Here is a 16,938-nt window from a genome sequence, read left to right as displayed (position 1 = left end):
CTCATACGCATGGCAAATATCTCGCCTTGAACCACCACGTGGGCAAAACAAAACGGCAGCGCCCGCGCTACTGAAAAATCAGTGCGCGGGCGCTGCCCTTATCTCGCAGGGACTACTTCTAAGTCTCCCGGAAAGTGGCCACGGAATTTCTTCCGTGAACAATTCCCTTAGAAGGTGAAGTCCTCATCCAGTGGGACGGAAGCGCCGGTGAACTCACCGAAGCCGTCGTCGCCGTAGATGGAATCGCCGTAAGTCGGAATCGAGTATGCCGCGTTGCGGGCAGCCTCGGTTGGCTTAACGGAGATGTTGCGGTAGCGAGAGATACCGGTACCAGCTGGGATCAGCTTACCGATGATGACGTTCTCCTTGAGGCCGATTAGCTTATCGGAGCGCTTGTTAATAGCGGCATCGGTAAGCACGCGGGTGGTCTCCTGGAAGGACGCCGCAGACAGCCAAGACTCGGTAGCCAAGGAAGCCTTGGTAATACCCATGATCTCTGAACGCAGCTGTGCTGGCTCATTGCCCTCTGCCTGCATCGTGGCGTTGATCTGGCGTGCCTCGGAAAGGTCAACCAGAGTACCTGGCAGCAAGTCGGTGTTACCCGAATCGATGACGGTACCGCGACGCAGCATCTGACGGATGATGATCTCGATGTGCTTATCGTGGATGGCCACACCCTGAGCACGGTAAACAGCCTGAACTTCATCAATGAGGTGCTTTTCCACACCACGGCGACCGAGAACCTCGAGCACGTCGTGTGGGTCAGCCGCACCGCGCATCAGACGAAGACCGGTGGTGACATGGTCACCGTCACGCAAGGAGCGCTCGATCATCGCGTTCGGGTTGGACTCCATTGGGCGACGAACCTGAGCAAGGCCCTGACGCTTCGACAGCTTCTCGTAGACCACGTTGTCCGAACCATCGTCCGGAGTAATGGTCAAGGTCCAGAAGTTACCTTCATCAGACAGCGAGATGGTGCCATCGACAGAAGCGATTGGTGCACGGTTCTTAGGGTTACGTGCCTCAAACAGCTCCTGAACACGAGGCAGACCACCGGTAATGTCGCCACCGACACCACCCTGGTGGAAGGTACGCATTGTCAGCTGGGTACCAGGCTCACCAATGGACTGCGCTGCAACAATACCGACGGCTTCGCCGATATCGACCAGCTGGCCAGAAGCCATGGACTTGCCGTAGCACTTTGCACAAACACCGGCTGGTGTCTGGCAGGTAAGCACGGAGCGAACCTTGACCTCAGTAACGCCTGCGTTAACCAGCTTGTCGGTCAGTTCCTCAGTGAGGTCTGCGCCTGCTTCAGCAACAACGTTGCCTTCAGCATCCTTGACATCGGTTGCAACAACACGGCCCGAAGCTGAGGTCTCCCACAGCTCGTGAACAGCGTAGGTGCCTTCAGCAACTTCCTCGCCGATTGGGACGCGAACGCCCTGACGGGTGCCACAGTCGTCTTCGCGAACGATGACATCCTGCGCAACGTCAACCAGACGACGGGTCAGGTAGCCGGAGTCAGCGGTACGCAGAGCGGTATCCGCCAGACCCTTACGGGAACCGTGGGAGTTGTTGAAGTACTCCAGAACCGACAGACCTTCACGGAAGGAGGTCTTAATCGGACGGGTGATGTAGTCACCCTTAGAGTTCACAACCATGCCCTTCATGCCGGCCAGGGTCCAGATCTGACGCATGTTACCTGCTGCACCAGACTTAACGATCATCGGAATTGGGTTGTCGTCAGGGTACAAAGCCTCAACCGCGTTACCCACGGAGTCGGTTGCATCCTTCCATAGCTCAACCAGACGGTCGTAGCGCTCACGCTCAGTCAGCGCACCCTGATCCCAGTACTTGCGCTCAATGCGCTCTGCTTCCTTCTCATAAGACTCGAGCATCTCGGTCTTGTTTGGAAGAACCAGAACGTCGTGCATGGTGATGGTGACGCAAGAGCGGGTTGCCCAGTAGAAACCGGCATCCTTCATCTTGTCCAGCACCTGCGCCACGGTGATCATTGGGTACTTGATAGCGAGGTCGTTGATGACGTCACCGAGCAGGACGATGTCCTTGGAGCCGCCCTTACGGACCATGACGCCCTCAAGGTATGGGTAGTTCCATGGCAGGAGCTCATTGAACATGATGCGACCCAGGGTGGTCTCAGCCATCCAGGACTCGCCCTTGGTCCAGCCGTCTGGGAACTGAGCTGCCTCAATTGCCTCAGTTGGACGCAGGTGATCAATGCGAACCTTGATTGGAGCCTGCAGGCCAAGGACACCACGGTCATAAGCCATGATGGCTTCTGCGTAGGAGGAGTACACGCCCTGTGCAGGACCGTTCTCATCCGCTGGTGCGTAGCGGCCGTTGCCACCAATTTCATCCTCGCGCTTGTTCATGGTGAGGAAGTACAGACCGGTCACCATGTCCAGGCGTGGCATAGCCAGTGGCTTACCCGACGCTGGGGAGAGAATGTTGTTGGAGGACAGCATCAGAACACGAGCCTCAGCCTGTGCTTCTGCGGACAGTGGCAGGTGAACTGCCATCTGGTCACCGTCGAAGTCGGCGTTGAATGCTTCACAAGCCAGTGGGTGCAGCTGAATAGCCTTACCCTCAACCAGCTTTGGCTCGAACGCCTGGATGCCCAGACGGTGCAGGGTTGGTGCACGGTTCAAAAGAACTGGGTGCTCAGAAATTGCTTCTTCCAGAACGTCCCATACCTCTGGACGCTGACGCTCAACCATGCGCTTAGCGGACTTGATGTTCTGCGCGTAGTCATTTTCAACCAGTCGCTTCATCACGAATGGCTTGAACAGTTCCAGAGCCATCAGCTTAGGAAGACCACACTCGTGCAGCTTCAGCTGAGGACCAACAATAATTACGGAACGACCAGAGTAGTCAACACGCTTACCCAGCAGGTTCTGACGGAAACGACCCTGCTTACCCTTGAGCAGGTCGCTCAAGGACTTCAGTGGACGGTTGCCAGGACCGGAGACTGGGCGGCCACGACGGCCGTTGTCAAACAGTGCGTCAACAGATTCCTGCAACATACGCTTCTCGTTGTTCACGATGATCTCAGGTGCACCGAGGTCGATCATGCGCTTGAGGCGGTTGTTGCGGTTGATGACACGACGGTAAAGGTCGTTCAAGTCGGAGGTTGCGAAGCGGCCACCGTCAAGCTGAACCATTGGGCGCAGCTCTGGTGGGATCACTGGGATGGAGTCCAAGACCATACCAGCTGGGTCATTGCCCGAACGCTGGAATGCAGCAACAACCTTGAGGCGCTTGAGCGCACGCATCTTCTTCTGGCCCTTGCCATTGTTGATGATGTCGCGCAGCTCTTCTGCCTCTGCGTCGAGGTCGAAGTTGCGGATCAGGGTCTGGATAGCTTCCGCGCCCATGCCGCCGGTGAAGTAATCCTCGTAGCGGTCAACCAGCTCTTCGTAGATGGATTCATCAATGATCATCTGCTTTGGAGCAAGCTTGTTGAAGGTGTTCCAGATTTCATCCAGACGCTGTACCTCACGCTCACCGCGCTCACGAATATGCTGCATTTCCTTATCAGCAGCATTCTGAACCTTGCGGCGGGCATCAGCCTTAGCACCCTCTGCCTCGAGTGCAGCCAGGTCATCTTCCAGCTTGGAAGCACGCTCAGCGATTTCAGCCTGAACGTCATCCTCAACGTCCTTCTTCTCCAAGAGCATTTCGCCCTCGAGAGTAGACAGGTCATTGTGGCGAGCCTCATCATCAACAGAGGTGATGATGTTAGCTGCGAAGTAGATGATGCGCTCCAGGTCCTTCGGAGCAAGATCCAACAGGTAGCCCAAACGGGATGGGACACCCTTGAAGTACCAGATGTGGGTTACTGGCGCAGCGAGCTCAATGTGGCCCATGCGCTCACGACGAACCTTGGACTTCGTGACCTCAACGCCACAACGCTCACAAATAATGCCCTTGTAGCGGACACGCTTGTACTTACCGCACTGGCACTCCCAGTCACGGGTAGGGCCAAAGATACGCTCACAGAAAAGGCCGTCCTTTTCTGGCTTCAAGGTGCGGTAGTTGATGGTCTCAGGCTTCTTAACCTCGCCCTTAGACCAACGGCGAATGTCGTCGGCGGTGGCCAGTCCAATACGAAGCTCGTCGAAGAGATTTACGTCGAACACGTAACGTCTCCCTTTCATCCTCCTGAATCGGAGGAAGTTGATTGGCTTTTAGTTCTAATTAACGTTTCATCCATCGCCTGCGCCCAAACTGCACACGACTGCAAATTGCAGTCCTGCGGGTTTAGGCGCTTGCGACGCCTAGCACTTGTTAAGCGATGTCTGCGGAAGAGTTCTCATCACGGGACAGGTTAATGCCCATGGAAGAACCGGATTCCAGATCATCTTCGTCGGTGCCAGAAAGCTCCATTGGAGTGCCGTCAGTGGAAAGAACTTCAACGTTCAGACACAGGGACTGCAGCTCCTTGAGCAACACCTTAAAGGACTCAGGAATACCTGGATCCGGGATGTTGTCGCCCTTAACAATTGCCTCGTAGACCTTGACACGACCAACCACGTCATCGGACTTGATGGTCAGGAGTTCCTGCAGGGTGTAAGCAGCGCCGTATGCCTGCATTGCCCACACCTCCATCTCACCAAAGCGCTGGCCACCGAACTGTGCCTTACCACCCAGTGGCTGCTGGGTAATCATGGAGTAAGGACCGGTGGAACGTGCGTGGATCTTCTCATCAATGAGGTGGTGCAGCTTCAGCATGTACATGTAGCCAACCGAGATTGGGTACATGTATGGCTCGCCAGAGCGGCCATCGAAAAGCTGTGCCTTACCGTTCTCATTCACCATGACGTCACCATCACGGTTTGGCTTGGAAGAAGCCAGCAAACGGGTCAGTTCCTCATTGGTTGCACCGTCGAAGACAGGCGTTGCAGTCAAAGAGTCAGCCGGAACGTCATAGAGTTCTGGAGGCAGAGTCTTCAGCAGCTCCTCATTATTTGGATCTTCAGTGTCCACGGTCCAGCCGGTCTTTGCCAGCCAGCCCAGGTGCAACTCAAGAACCTGACCAATGTTCATACGACGTGGAACACCGTGGGTGTTCAAGATGACGTCAACTGGGGTGCCGTCAGCCATGAATGGCATGTCCTCAGGAGGCAGAACCTTACCCACAACGCCCTTGTTGCCGTGGCGGCCAGCGAGCTTATCGCCGTCCTGGATCTTACGCTTCTGAGCAACGTAGACACGGATCATCTCATTGACACCAGGTGCCAAATCATCATCATCTTCACGGGAGAAACGAGCAACGCCAATAACCTTGCCGGTCTCACCGTGAGGAACCTTCATGGAGGTGTCGCGAACTTCACGAGCCTTCTCACCGAAGATGGCGCGCAGCAGGCGTTCTTCTGGGGTCAGCTCGGTCTCACCCTTAGGAGTGACCTTACCTACCAGGATGTCGCCTGGGCGAACATCTGCACCGATGCGGATGATGCCGCGATCATCCAGATCACGAAGAACATCTTCGGACACGTTTGGAATCTCACGAGTGATCTCTTCTGCACCCAGCTTGGTGTCACGAGCATCAATCTCGTGCTCCTCAATGTGGATGGAGGTCAAGATGTCCTCTTCCACAATGCGCTGGTTCAGGATGATTGCATCCTCGTAGTTGTGGCCTTCCCATGGCATGAACGCCACGAGCAGGTTACGACCAAGAGACATTTCACCGTTGTGGGTACCTGGACCATCAGCAAGCACCTGGCCTGCCTCAACACGGTCGCCCATGTTGACCAGAGGAGTCTGGTTGTAGTTGGTGCCCTGGTTGGTGCGCTCGAACTTGCGCAGCATGTAGGTGTCGCGGATGCCTTCATCGTCCATGATGGTGATGAGGTCAGCGTTGACGTTTTCTACAACACCAGCCTTCGGGGTGATAACCATATCGCCAGCATCGTATGCAGCGCGCAGCTCCATACCGGTACCAACGCAAGGTGCCTCGCCACGAACCAGTGGAACAGCCTGCTTCTGCATGTTCGCACCCATCAGTGCACGGTTAGCATCGTCGTGCTCCAAGAATGGAATCATCGCGGTACCAACAGAGACCATCTGACGTGGAGAAACGTCAACGTAATCAACGCCGTTAGCGTCGGTCACGCCGATATCGCCGTCCTTGAGACGAACCTCAATACGGTCGCCGATGATGTTGCCTTCAGCGTCCTGCTCAACCTCAGCCTGCGCGATTGAGTAGCGGTCCTCTTCATCCGCGGTCAGGTAACGAACCTCGTCAGTGACGCGGCCGTTCTCAACCTTGCGGTAAGGAGTCTCAATGAAGCCAAAAGCATTCACGCGAGCGTATGAAGCCAAGGAACCGATCAGACCAATGTTCGGACCTTCGGGAGTCTCAATTGGGCACATACGGCCGTAGTGAGATGGGTGAACGTCTCGAACCTCAATGCCGGCGCGCTCACGGGACAGACCACCCGGTCCTAGCGCAGACAGACGACGCTTGTGTGTCAGACCCGACAGCGAGTTGTTCTGGTCCATGAACTGCGACAGCTGGGAAGTTCCGAAGAACTCACGGATAGCTGCAGAAACAGGACGAACGTTGATCAAAGAGGTAGGAGTGATGGACTCTGCGTCCTGGGTGGTCATGCGCTCACGCACAACACGCTCCATACGGGACAGGCCAACACGAACCTGGTTCTGAATCAGCTCACCAACAGTACGCAGACGACGGTTACCAAAGTGGTCGATGTCGTCGGTGTTTACTGGAATGGTGTCACCGTTAGGTGCCTTCATCTCACGCTCACCAGTGTGAAGACGGACCAAGTATTCCAGGGTGACTGCAATGTCTTCTTCGGTCAGGGTCATCAGACCTTCATGATCGCCACCAAGACCCAGCTTGCGGTTGACCTTGTAGCGGCCAACGCGTGCCAGATCGTAGCGCTTTGCACGGAAGAAGGAGTTGTCCAGCAAGGACTGTGCAAGATCGCGGGTTGGCTGCTCACCTGGACGCTGCTTGCGGTAGATCTCCAGCAATGCTTCGTCGGTGTTTGCAACGCCGTCGGATTCCAGAGTGGACATCATCAACTCGGAGAAACCGAAACGGTCGCGGATCTGCTGTTCGGTCCAGCCCAATGCCTTCAGCAATACGGTGACTGGCTGACGACGCTTGCGGTCAATACGCACACCAACGGTGTCGCGCTTGTCCACGTCGAATTCGAGCCATGCACCGCGGGATGGGATGACCTTCACGGAGTGCAATGGGCGCTCCGTGGACTTATCAATAGTCTGGTCGAAGTAGACACCTGGGGAACGCACCAGCTGAGAAACAACAACACGCTCGGTGCCGTTGACAATGAAGGTGCCCTCATCGGTCATCATTGGGAAATCACCAATGAAGACGGTCTGAGACTTAATTTCCTGGGTGTCGTTATTGATGAACTCTGCCGTGACGTACAGCGGTGCAGAGTAGTTAATGTCCTTTTCCTTGCACTCATCAACGGTGTTCTTCACCGGTTCAAAGCGTGGCTCGGACAGCGACAAAGACATGTTGCCGGAGTAGTCCTGAATTGGGGACAACTCGTCCAAGATGTCTTCGAGGCCAGAGGAAATGCGGGCTTCAGCGCCGCGCTCTTCCTGCTGACGCTCACGCCACTCAGGCGTGCCGATGAGCCATGAAAACGATTCAAGTTGTAGATCAAGGAGGCCCGGAACCGCAATTGGCTCGCTAATTTTAGCGAACGAATAACGCTTCGGAGCTCCAGGGATATTGGCCACTGACTTGGTCTGGCGGGAGACTGCCAAGATGGGTCCTTCCAGCACCTCACGCGGAACGTTTCCTCAAGAACCACCTTGAGGAACGAAAACCGCTGGTAGATTTAGCATTCGGTCTGCTGTGGAATAGTCGGGTTCAGATAGCACAAAATCACCCTGTCAAATCAGCTTTACCATTACTGTTCGCCAAGGCTAAATGCGCACTGAAGATCCGGATTCCAGCGCAAAGAAACAGCCTAGTCTAAATATGCCCCCATGTAAAGTTAGACTTGACTTTTTTATTCGACACAGACTATTGCGCGAACTACTCCGGATCTTTGCAGTTCAAGCACAGTGTGCATTCTAAGCGTTTGTCGAAGAATTTCCATATCGGAGATTCTCGAGCACCTAGGAGAAGCTTTAGATTCCATGAATCTTCTTCAACTTCTCAGCATCAGCTGTGGGCGGATTTCACGCGCCATTGCGCGTTGTGTCCTACCGCGGCAATCTACCATGAGGCTTTCGGATTATGAAACATTCGGCCCGCGCGTCAAGAGATCCTCATGGTGCCGGGTAGACTAATGCCCCATGCTGCCTAAGTCTCGAGTTATATCCATTGTGCTGCTAGGTCTCGGTGTCGCGTTGCTGGTTGCGGGCATTGTTGCCCCACAGTTTCTTCATTCCAGCGCTCGCCTTCCGCTAGACCTGACCGGCGCAACATATACGTTGACAGATGACAATGGCACCGCGCAGGAAATTAGTGAAGAAGGCACCGAGGAATACAACGGCGTCGTCACTTATCAGATGCATGTGGATATCCAGGACCCAGCGGATGAGCAGAACGCGACGGTTAGCATTGGAGAATCCACGTTTCGCGGCGAGGGCGAAGATGATGCGATTGAGAACCTAGTTCAGGCTCAAATCTGGAGCTACACCGTGGACCGCGTGACTGGTGAGGCCACCAGCGAGGCAGACATTAGCTACCAGCTCGCTTCACCAATGGCCACTTCGGCTGTCGATGGCTACTGGTTCAAGTTCCCCTCCAACGCCGAGAAGACCACCTACCCGGCATTCGATCCAACCTTGCGCCAGGCACGCGATGCCGTGTTTGAAGAAGAACTCGACATGGAAGGCCGCACGGTTTACCGCTACCACCAAGAAATTGAACCGGTGAACGTTGCGACTCTTTACGCTGGGGCATTCAACACCACCCAGCTGGAAACTGAAGAAGGCGGCACTGAGGCTGGCTATCTTTTCCACTCCGGTACCCGCGACCTTTACGTCGACCAAGAGACCGGGCTGCTAGTGGGCATGGACGTGGACATTCATGATTATTACGCTGACCGCGAAGGCAACGCCGACCATGACGCGCTAGTTCTCAACGCATCAAGCACAGAAGAAGACCGCGCAGCGATGCTCGCTCAGGCAGCAGATATCCCCCGCGAATCCACCGCCCGCACCGTGCGACTTTCACTACTCATCGCCGGCGGAATCATCATTCTGCTGGGCTTAATCGGCACGTTCTGGCCTCGCCGTCGGGCTTAGAGCTTGCAGCTCCTAAGCTCTACGGTAATTAAAGGGACCTAGATGACGCGGACCAGCATCTTGCCGGTGTTAGCGCCCCACATCATGTCAAGGAAGGCATCGACAGTATTCTCAATGCCATCAACAACCGTCTCATCGTAGGCAATCTGGCCCTCTGCAAACCATGGCGTCATCTTCTCACGGAATTCCGGCGCCAGGTGCAGATAGTTGGCCAGGGTAAATCCCTCAAGCTTTAGCCCACGCGTGATGATGTTGGCCATATTGTCCGGACCTGGCGTGCGGTCGGTGGAGTTATACCCCGCAATGGCGCCACACAGAGCAATGCGCCCGCCGTCTTTCATGACATCGAGAGCTGCTTCCAGGTGGTCCCCACCGACGTTATCGAAGTACACATCCACGCCTTCTGGCGCTACAACGGCCAGTTGCTCCCGGACGTTGACTTCCTTGTAATTAAAGGCCTCGTCATAGCCGTACTTCTCCGTTAGCAATGCAACCTTTTCAGCCGAACCTGCTGAGCCAATAACGCGCCCGGCACCCAGTAGCTTGGCAATCTGGCCAGCGGCTGTGCCCACAGCCCCTGCCGCGCCGGAGACAAACACCGTGTCACCTTCTTTCAGCCCGGCAATAGCCGTCAGACCAACATAAGCGGTAAGCCCCGTCATACCCAAAATGTGAAGGTGCACTGACAGCGGAACACCTTCGATATCAGGCACTGGGCGGAAGGTTTCCGCGTCTGCTTGAATGACATCGCTCCAGCCATGCTGATGCAATACCGCGGTGCCAATGTGCAGGGAGTCCGATGCCGACTCGACCACGCGGCCAACCGCGCCACCGGTAATGGTCTCCCCGAGCGCGAATGGCGCAACATAGCTGCGGGTGTCATTCATGCGCCCACGCATATACGGATCAACCGATACAAACTCATTGCGAACGCGAACTTGTCCCGGCTCAAGCTCACCGTACTCAACTGACTCCACGCGGAAATCATCATGCGTTGGCCATCCGTTGGGGCGGTTGATGAGTTGGATGTGGATGCTTGTGATGTTGGACATTATGGGACCTTCTTTTAAAAGCTGGGTGGTATTTTCTGCTGAGTTAAAGCGCAAGCGCGGAGCGTGTCAAGTATTTTGTGTGTGGGGCTTTCGGGGTTAGTGATTTATAGGTAGTTGGTGAATCGTTCGGGGTAGGCCACGGCCATTTGGTTGATGGCTTGTTTCCAGTTGGTGACCTTTCTGCCTTCGATGAGTCTTCCGCTGGTAGCAGCAGCTTTCTTGCCCTGTTTTGCGCGTTTAGCCGCGCGTTTATCCTCAATATTGCAGATCATCAACCACAGCGTCTTAATCGCGGAATCATCATTGGTAAATTGCACGCGGTTACGGGTAGCTTTACGCAGCTCGTTATTCATCGACTCAATCGAGTTTGTCGTATAGATGACCTTTCTGGCCATCGGCGGGAACTGCAGAAACGGCACGAAACGCTCCCACGCATCCGTCCAGACCTTGACTGATTGGGGATATTTCTGGCCCAGTTCTGAGTCGGCGAATTCATCCAACGCTGCACGTGCGGTTGCCTCTTCAGGCGCGGTATACACCTTCTTCAACGCCGCAGATACGGTCTTACGATCGCCATAGGCCACCCACCGGTTTGCTGCACGAATCAAATGCACCACACAGGTCTGCACCATCGAATCCGGCCACGTTGCTTCCACCGCTTCCGGCAGGCCTTTCAAACCATCGCAGCAGACAATAAACACGTCCTGGACTCCACGGCTTGCCAGGTTCGCGCACACATGAGCCCAGAAGGAGGCGCCTTCTTCTTTCGCCAACCAGATACCCAGGATGTGTTTGATCCCGTCCATATCCACGCCGATAGCCAAAAAGGCGGACTTGTTAACTACTCGTCCACCGTCGCGAACTTTGATACGCAGGGCATCTAAGAAAATTACGGGGTAGAACTCGTCTAGCTGACGGTTTTGCCAGATCATGACTTCATCTAGCACCGCATCAGTCACTGCGGAAATCGTTTCATGCGAGATATCAACCCTCATGGCCGTGGCCATATGATGCTGGATATCGCGCACTGTCATGCGGCACTGACCCCTGTTTGGTAGACACCTAATATCCCATCAACGTGGGACTGAAAGGTAATCTCCTCACTATGCCAAGCAAGACCTATACCGAAGAGTTCAAGCGTGATGCTGTCGCACTCTATGAGAATTCCTCGGGTGCTTCATTGACCACTATTGCCACTGATCTCGGGATCAACCGCGCTACCTTGCATAACTGGGTCAAAAGGTACGGGACGGCCGCGCGCACCACGATCATTACCCCGGATTCTTCCTCGTCGGCCTCGGTCACCGACACCGAGCGGATCCGGCAGCTTGAACGCCAAGTTAAACGCTTGCAAGAAGAGCGCGATATTTTGCAAAAGGCTGCTAAATATTTCGCGGAAGAGACGAATTGGTGATCCGCTTCCGGTTCGTTGACGACGCGCGAAAAACCTACCCGGTTAAGCGGTTATGTGAAGTTCTGACGTTGAATCGTTCCTCGTATTACAAATGGAAATCTAGTGCAGCCAAGCGCAAGAAACGCTTGTTTAGCGATGCTATCCTCGGCGCGAAAGTCAAGGCCGTGTTCGCCGCAGAAAAGGGCTGCTACGGCGCCAAACGCGTCACGGCAGAACTCAACGACAATCCAAAAGATAGACCTGTCAACCATAAACGGGTCGCACGGGTGATGAGGTCAATGAAATTGTTTGGGTTCACGAAAAAACGCAAAGTCACCACGACTGTTTCGGATAAGAAAAAACCAGTGTTTCCGGACCTAGTCGGACGGAAGTTCACTGCCGACAAGCCAAATCAGCTCTATGTCGGTGACATTACGTATTTGCCGATTGACGGTGGGGCAAATATGTACCTGGCTACCGTGATTGACTGCTATTCACGCAGGCTAATCGGTTTCGCGATTGCGGATCACATGCGCACTAGCTTGGTTCAAGATGCCCTTACAGCTGCCAAAGGCCAGCGAGGCAGCCTTAAAGGGGCAATATTTCACTCGGATCACGGCAGTGTTTATACCTCGCAAGCATTCCAGCAGACATGCACGCTACTTGGGGTGAAACAGTCGATGGGAGCAATTGGAACCAGCGCAGATAACGCCTTAGCTGAATCGTTTAACGCCTCAATGAAGCGTGAAGTGCTGCAAGATTCTAAAACATTCACTAACCAGCTGGTGTGTCGGAGGGAGGTGTTCCGGTGGTGCACCAGGTACAACACGATGCGAAGGCACTCGTGGTGTAATCACCTCGCACCAAACGTGTTTGAGCGGCACAATGAAGCTACACTCAAACGTGCTTCTTGATTAAATCCCTGTGTCTACTTTCCGGGGGTCAGGCCCTGCCACCGGCATACAAACTGATGATCATGTCATCGACATCGGTTAACCTGCGTGAGCCTTTCGGCACCATCGTGGGCAAGAACGTGCCCTGCCGATCACGTGGGACGGTGACATCGACCGGGCCGTAGTTCGAATCAACCTTTTTGACATAGGATCCGTTGCGATAATTATCGCCACCACCGGCCGCTTTGGTCTCACGATCGCCTTTGGAATAACCCAGGTGGGCATCCATTTCGGCTTCCAAGCCACGGGTGACCGAAGCTTGCAGTAATCCCCGGACTAGGTCGTTGGCGTCCGTTGCTGTGGTTCCCAGCTCGTCAATGAGCTTGGATATCTCCGGGTTCGCGAGCAGTTTCTGCTCGATCGCTTTAATCTTCGCGGAATCTTCCGGATCTCGTTTCGCCACAGAATCCATTATGGTTTATCTCCTTCATGTAAGGGAAACCCCTCACACACAAACCATTAGACACTCTCCAAGCGCGAGCACCAAGGCTATGAGCCCAAGTGCTGGAATCACTCCCTGTTTCAATGCGGCAGCGCGCTTATCAGCACTAAAGATGAACAGAACTACAGCAGCGGCGACCATGGAACCGGCGCCGACAAACAGTAACGTTGCACCAACAGCCTGGTTGCCCAGGGCTAGATAGACCAAGCCGACAAAGACCGCGATGGCAAGGAAGAGATTGTAAAACCCTTGATTGAAAGCCATCTCCTGCGTGCTGCGTGCTTGCTCTTCGGTGAGCCCGAAGGTGGCACGAGTTCGTTTGCTGGTCCACGCGAGTGACTCCATATAGAAGATATAGACGTGGATGAGGGCGGCGAACCCTGTGAGGATGGAAGCTGCAATCAGCATGTCGCGATCTTTCTGAAGTGTGCGACGATTCCAGCGCCGCTTTTTGAACTGAACGGTTCAAATATATACTGAAACGAACGGTTCAGCAACGGCGAGAAGGGAATCTCTCATGACACGCACTGCCGCATTCGATAGAGAAACGGTCATCCGCGCAGCACGCGATGTGTTTTGGCGCGAAGGCTACGCCGAAACAGCACTGCCCACGTTGGAAAAAGCGACGGGACTCAATCGCTCCAGCATTTACAACAGCTTCGGCTCCAAGCGCGGGCTATTCGATGCCGCCGTGGACAACTACCTCGACGAGGTCGTACGCCCCCGTCTTCGACCTCTCACTCAGGAAAGCGTTGAACCTACTGCCCTATCCGACTATCTCTCGGGTTTGAGCAAAGCCTTCGAAAAATTGGAGTCAGCCCCCGGCTGTCTACTCGTCAATGCAACAGGCACCACTTTGGCCCACGACCCGGAAGTCTGCCGCGTTATCACCAACTACCTAGAAGAGCTTCGCAGCGCCGTTACCGCGGGCGTACGCGCCGCCAAACCGCATCTGGATTCCCCCGCCCAGTCCCGCCTTGTTGACGCCATAACCGCGATGACGATTAGCAGCTTCACGTTGGTGCGTATTGACCGTTCGCAGGCTATCAGAACCTTGGATACCGCCCGCAAGCTTCTCACGGCGGGCTAATGGTCAAAAGGTGTTGGTAAAATAGTCCATTTCTGATACCTGAGCTGCCGTAACCATGGATTGTTGCTCTCCTCAGGGGCGGTAGCTACGGAATCGGGCGGAAATGCAGGCGTCCGCGCCTGAGTGTGCTACACGCCCTGTCCAAAATATGAGGATGAGCAACAGATCCCCCTCATGCCCCGCCTGCGGCGAACCCAGCATCAAACATGGAACTACCCGTGGCAAACGCCAACGATATCGCTGTAAAACCTGTCGCCACACCTTTACCCGCGATACAAACGACAACGCAACACACGCCAAGTGGTTCGCCGTATTCATCCATTGGCTTATCAACGGACACTCACTCAAATACACAGCACAGCAACACAGCATTAGCCTGTCAACATTGCAAAGACGATTCCGATGCTTCTGGTACATCCAGCCACCCGTACCCGTTGATCGGCAACGCGTCTATGACCAAGTCTTTATCGACGGCACCTACTTCAACACAAAATGCCTGCTCGTAGCAGCCGATATCAACCACGTTATTTCATGGTTTTGGTGCCACACCGAAGACTCCTGGTCATACTCCCGACTCCTTGACACTATGGCCCCACCACGCATAGTCACCATCGACGGCCATCACGGCACCCACAAAGCCCTTCAAACTATCTGGCCAGACACAAAAATTCAGCGATGCCTCGTCCACATCAAACGCAACATCCAACGCGCAACAGGACTACATCCTAGTTCTGCCATGGGCAAAGCCCTACGAAGACTGTCTCAAGACCTACTGAAAGTACGCACACTCGACCAAGCCGCAGAATGGACAATCAAGCTGCATAAATTCGGTCAGACCTTTCGTCACCAACTCAACGAAAAGACCTACGTCAAAGACACTCCCATCGAGCAGATCCCCGCATCCAAAAGAAACAATAAACAGTGGTGGTACACCCATTACACCCACCGCGGAATCTATTACCAACTTGAAAAGCTCGCCAAAAATCAGCACCTATTTACATTTCTAACCGAACAATCTGGTGACACAGAAATCAAGCGCACCACCAACAGCCTTGAAGGCGGAATCAACTCACCTATCAAAGACCTGACCTACAACCACCGTGGATTACGAGATGAACACCAACGAATCGCCTGCGACTGGTGGCTCTACCTACATACGCAGCTGCCTGGCGATCCCATAGAAATCGCCAGGCAACAAAACTGGGGCAAAGACGCACTCGCCAAAGCAACAACCCTTGCCAACCAGGAACAACAAGCCACCAACGGTCACGAAGACGGACGTCCAGCAGCCCTAGACAACGCCATAGACACTGCCTACAACCACAATATGGGAATCAGAAAAGGCCGGATGCGCTAACCCCCACCAACACCTTTTGACCATTACGACAACACGCCGCAAAACAACACCTTTTGACCATTAGCCCCTCACGGCGGATACCAACGAAAGCTAGAATCCGCCCTCATCTTGAGATCGAAAAAATCCCCCGGCAACTGTCGGTGTGAACCAACGGTTGGCGGAGGATTTTTGAAGTAAAGCTCTAAATTACTTGAGCTCGACGGAAGCGCCAGCTTCTTCCAGCTTAGCCTTAGCAGCTTCAGCGTCGTCCTTGCTTGCAGCTTCGAGGATAGCCTTAGGTGCGCCCTCAACGAGCTCCTTAGCTTCCTTCAGGCCCAGGCCGGAAACGATTTCGCGAACAGCCTTAATAACGCCGATCTTCTTTGCACCAGCGTCGGTCAGGACAACGTCGAACTCGTCCTTCTCTTCCTCAGCAGCAGCCTCTGCACCTGGTGCAGCAGCAACAGCAGCTACAGGAGCAGCAGCGGTTACGTCGAAGACCTCTTCGAATTCCTTAACGAACTCAGAGAGCTCGATGAGGGTCATTTCCTTGAACGCTTCAATGAGCTCGTCCTTGGTGAGCTTAGCCATGGTAGGCATCCTTTCTTTAGTCGAACTTTTCTAAATCCGACATGTTGTAGATTGTGTTGCGCACGTGGTGCGCGACTTAAGCTTCCTTCTTCTCCTGAAGTGCAGCCGAGAGGCGTGCAATCTGAGAAGCAGGGGCATTGAACAGGCCTGCAGCCTTTGCCAAGTTGCCCTTCATTGCGCCAGCCAGCTTTGCGAGAGTGGTCTCGCGGTTGTCCAGGTCGGCGATAGCCTTGACTTGGTCGGCAGACAAAGCGTTGCCGTCCATGTAGCCGCCCTTGAGAACGAGAGCCTCGTTATCATCGGCGAACTTCTTCATAACCTTGGCAGCGTCGACTGCTTCGCCCTTAATGAAGGCGATAGCGGTTGGGCCGGTCAGGTGTTCATCAAGGCCTTCGATGCCAGCTTCGTTGGCAGCGATCTTGAAGAGGGTGTTCTTGGCGACGGAGTAATTAACATCAAAGCCCAGGTTGCCACGCAGCTCCTGAAGCTGTGCAACAGTCAGGCCACGGTACTCGGTGATAACGATGGAGGAAGATTCAGCAATCTTCTCCTTCAGCTCAGCCAAGTCCGCAGTGTTCTTTGGGTTTGCCATTTCCTTACTCGCCTCCTTTCAAAACATCTCTTTTGTTCCGCCGGAGCCAATCTGATGTCAAACATCAAAAAAGCCCCGTGCAAGAGCACGAGGCACACAATCAAGCCAATCTAATGGCCAGAGTGCAACAAGCGTCTCCTGCGTGGGCTGCCCCAATGAGTGCGGGGTCCTTCGATCCGAATACTTCAGATAACCTACGGTCTT

10 protein-coding genes and 2 pseudogenes are annotated in these 16,938 nt (G+C 54.4%); 4 read left to right on the top strand and 8 right to left on the bottom strand.

Going from position 1 to position 16,938, the window contains the following annotated elements; translation table 11 throughout:
* Positions 1–167: 167 nt before the first annotated feature.
* Together CCASEI_RS02690 and rpoB are read right to left on the bottom strand one after the other, a co-directional pair.
* Positions 168–4,163, bottom strand: a complete 3,996-nt coding sequence (locus CCASEI_RS02690) for a DNA-directed RNA polymerase subunit beta' (protein WP_006823204.1) — start codon at positions 4,161–4,163, stop codon at positions 168–170.
* Positions 4,164–4,311: 148 nt separating this feature from the next.
* A complete protein-coding gene (gene rpoB / locus CCASEI_RS02685) occupies positions 4,312–7,809 on the bottom strand; it encodes a DNA-directed RNA polymerase subunit beta (RefSeq protein ID WP_025387074.1) in 3,498 nt (1,165 codons plus the stop codon).
* Between the two features lie 519 nt (positions 7,810–8,328).
* On the opposite strand from rpoB, the gene CCASEI_RS02680 reads away from it, so the two are divergent.
* Complete coding sequence (locus CCASEI_RS02680) at positions 8,329–9,285, top strand: DUF3068 domain-containing protein (protein WP_006823202.1); 957 nt, start codon at positions 8,329–8,331, stop codon at positions 9,283–9,285.
* A gap of 38 nt (positions 9,286–9,323) precedes the next feature.
* Here CCASEI_RS02680 and CCASEI_RS02675 read toward each other — a convergent pair whose 3' ends face one another.
* On the bottom strand, positions 9,324–10,337 hold the full coding sequence (locus CCASEI_RS02675; RefSeq protein ID WP_006823201.1) for an NADP-dependent oxidoreductase: 1,014 nt from the start codon (positions 10,335–10,337) through the stop codon (positions 9,324–9,326).
* Between the two features lie 104 nt (positions 10,338–10,441).
* Positions 10,442–11,371, bottom strand: a pseudogene (locus CCASEI_RS02670) (IS256 family transposase); the annotation flags it as partial.
* A gap of 71 nt (positions 11,372–11,442) precedes the next feature.
* On the opposite strand from CCASEI_RS02670, the gene CCASEI_RS02660 reads away from it, so the two are divergent.
* Positions 11,443–12,644 (top strand): IS3 family transposase gene (locus CCASEI_RS02660; RefSeq protein ID WP_404825269.1). Its coding sequence is split into 2 segments (ribosomal slippage): positions 11,443–11,737 and positions 11,737–12,644, totalling 1,203 coding nucleotides; the frame shifts between segments, so codons are not numbered across the junction.
* A gap of 37 nt (positions 12,645–12,681) precedes the next feature.
* Here the strand turns inward: CCASEI_RS02660 and CCASEI_RS02655 are convergent.
* Both CCASEI_RS02655 and CCASEI_RS02650 read right to left on the bottom strand, forming a co-directional pair.
* Positions 12,682–13,095, bottom strand: a pseudogene (locus tag CCASEI_RS02655) (transposase); the annotation flags it as partial.
* A gap of 33 nt (positions 13,096–13,128) precedes the next feature.
* On the bottom strand, positions 13,129–13,533 hold the full coding sequence (locus CCASEI_RS02650) for a DUF1304 domain-containing protein (RefSeq protein WP_025387072.1): 405 nt from the start codon (positions 13,531–13,533) through the stop codon (positions 13,129–13,131).
* Between the two features lie 109 nt (positions 13,534–13,642).
* Between CCASEI_RS02650 and CCASEI_RS02645 the strand changes: the two genes are divergently transcribed.
* Both CCASEI_RS02645 and CCASEI_RS14665 read left to right on the top strand, forming a co-directional pair.
* The gene (locus CCASEI_RS02645; protein WP_025387071.1) at positions 13,643–14,215 is read left to right on the top strand and encodes a TetR/AcrR family transcriptional regulator; all 573 of its coding nucleotides are present in this window, start codon (positions 13,643–13,645) and stop codon (positions 14,213–14,215) included.
* 154 nt (positions 14,216–14,369) lie between these two features.
* Positions 14,370–15,572, top strand: coding sequence for an IS1249 family transposase (locus CCASEI_RS14665; protein WP_025387070.1), 1,203 nt, complete (start codon positions 14,370–14,372; stop codon positions 15,570–15,572).
* A gap of 186 nt (positions 15,573–15,758) precedes the next feature.
* Here the strand turns inward: CCASEI_RS14665 and rplL are convergent, their stop codons facing one another.
* The gene (gene rplL / locus CCASEI_RS02635; protein WP_006823198.1) at positions 15,759–16,142 is read right to left on the bottom strand and encodes a 50S ribosomal protein L7/L12; all 384 of its coding nucleotides are present in this window, start codon (positions 16,140–16,142) and stop codon (positions 15,759–15,761) included.
* A gap of 76 nt (positions 16,143–16,218) precedes the next feature.
* Positions 16,219–16,734, bottom strand: a complete 516-nt coding sequence (gene rplJ / locus CCASEI_RS02630) for a 50S ribosomal protein L10 (RefSeq protein ID WP_006823197.1) — start codon at positions 16,732–16,734, stop codon at positions 16,219–16,221.
* Positions 16,735–16,938 lie beyond the last annotated feature (204 nt).

It is taken from the genome of Corynebacterium casei LMG S-19264 (assembly GCF_000550785.1).
In the GTDB taxonomy this organism is placed as follows: Bacteria; Actinomycetota; Actinomycetes; order Mycobacteriales; family Mycobacteriaceae; genus Corynebacterium; species Corynebacterium casei.
This window is presented reverse-complemented; position numbering and strand designations above follow the sequence as displayed.

Excerpts from the sequence above, each read along its gene's own strand:
- CCASEI_RS02650 (WP_025387072.1), bottom strand. The coding sequence starts at position 13,533 with ATGCTGATTGCAGCTTCCATCCTCACAGGGTTCGCCGCCCTCATCCAC.
- rplL (WP_006823198.1), bottom strand. The coding sequence starts at position 16,142 with ATGGCTAAGCTCACCAAGGACGAGCTCATTGAAGCGTTCAAGGAAATG.
- CCASEI_RS02645 (WP_025387071.1), top strand. The coding sequence starts at position 13,643 with ATGACACGCACTGCCGCATTCGATAGAGAAACGGTCATCCGCGCAGCA.
- CCASEI_RS02680 (WP_006823202.1), top strand. The coding sequence starts at position 8,329 with ATGCTGCCTAAGTCTCGAGTTATATCCATTGTGCTGCTAGGTCTCGGT.
- CCASEI_RS02675 (WP_006823201.1), bottom strand. The coding sequence starts at position 10,337 with ATGTCCAACATCACAAGCATCCACATCCAACTCATCAACCGCCCCAAC.
- rplJ (WP_006823197.1), bottom strand. The coding sequence starts at position 16,734 with ATGGCAAACCCAAAGAACACTGCGGACTTGGCTGAGCTGAAGGAGAAG.
- CCASEI_RS14665 (WP_025387070.1), top strand. The coding sequence starts at position 14,370 with ATGAGCAACAGATCCCCCTCATGCCCCGCCTGCGGCGAACCCAGCATC.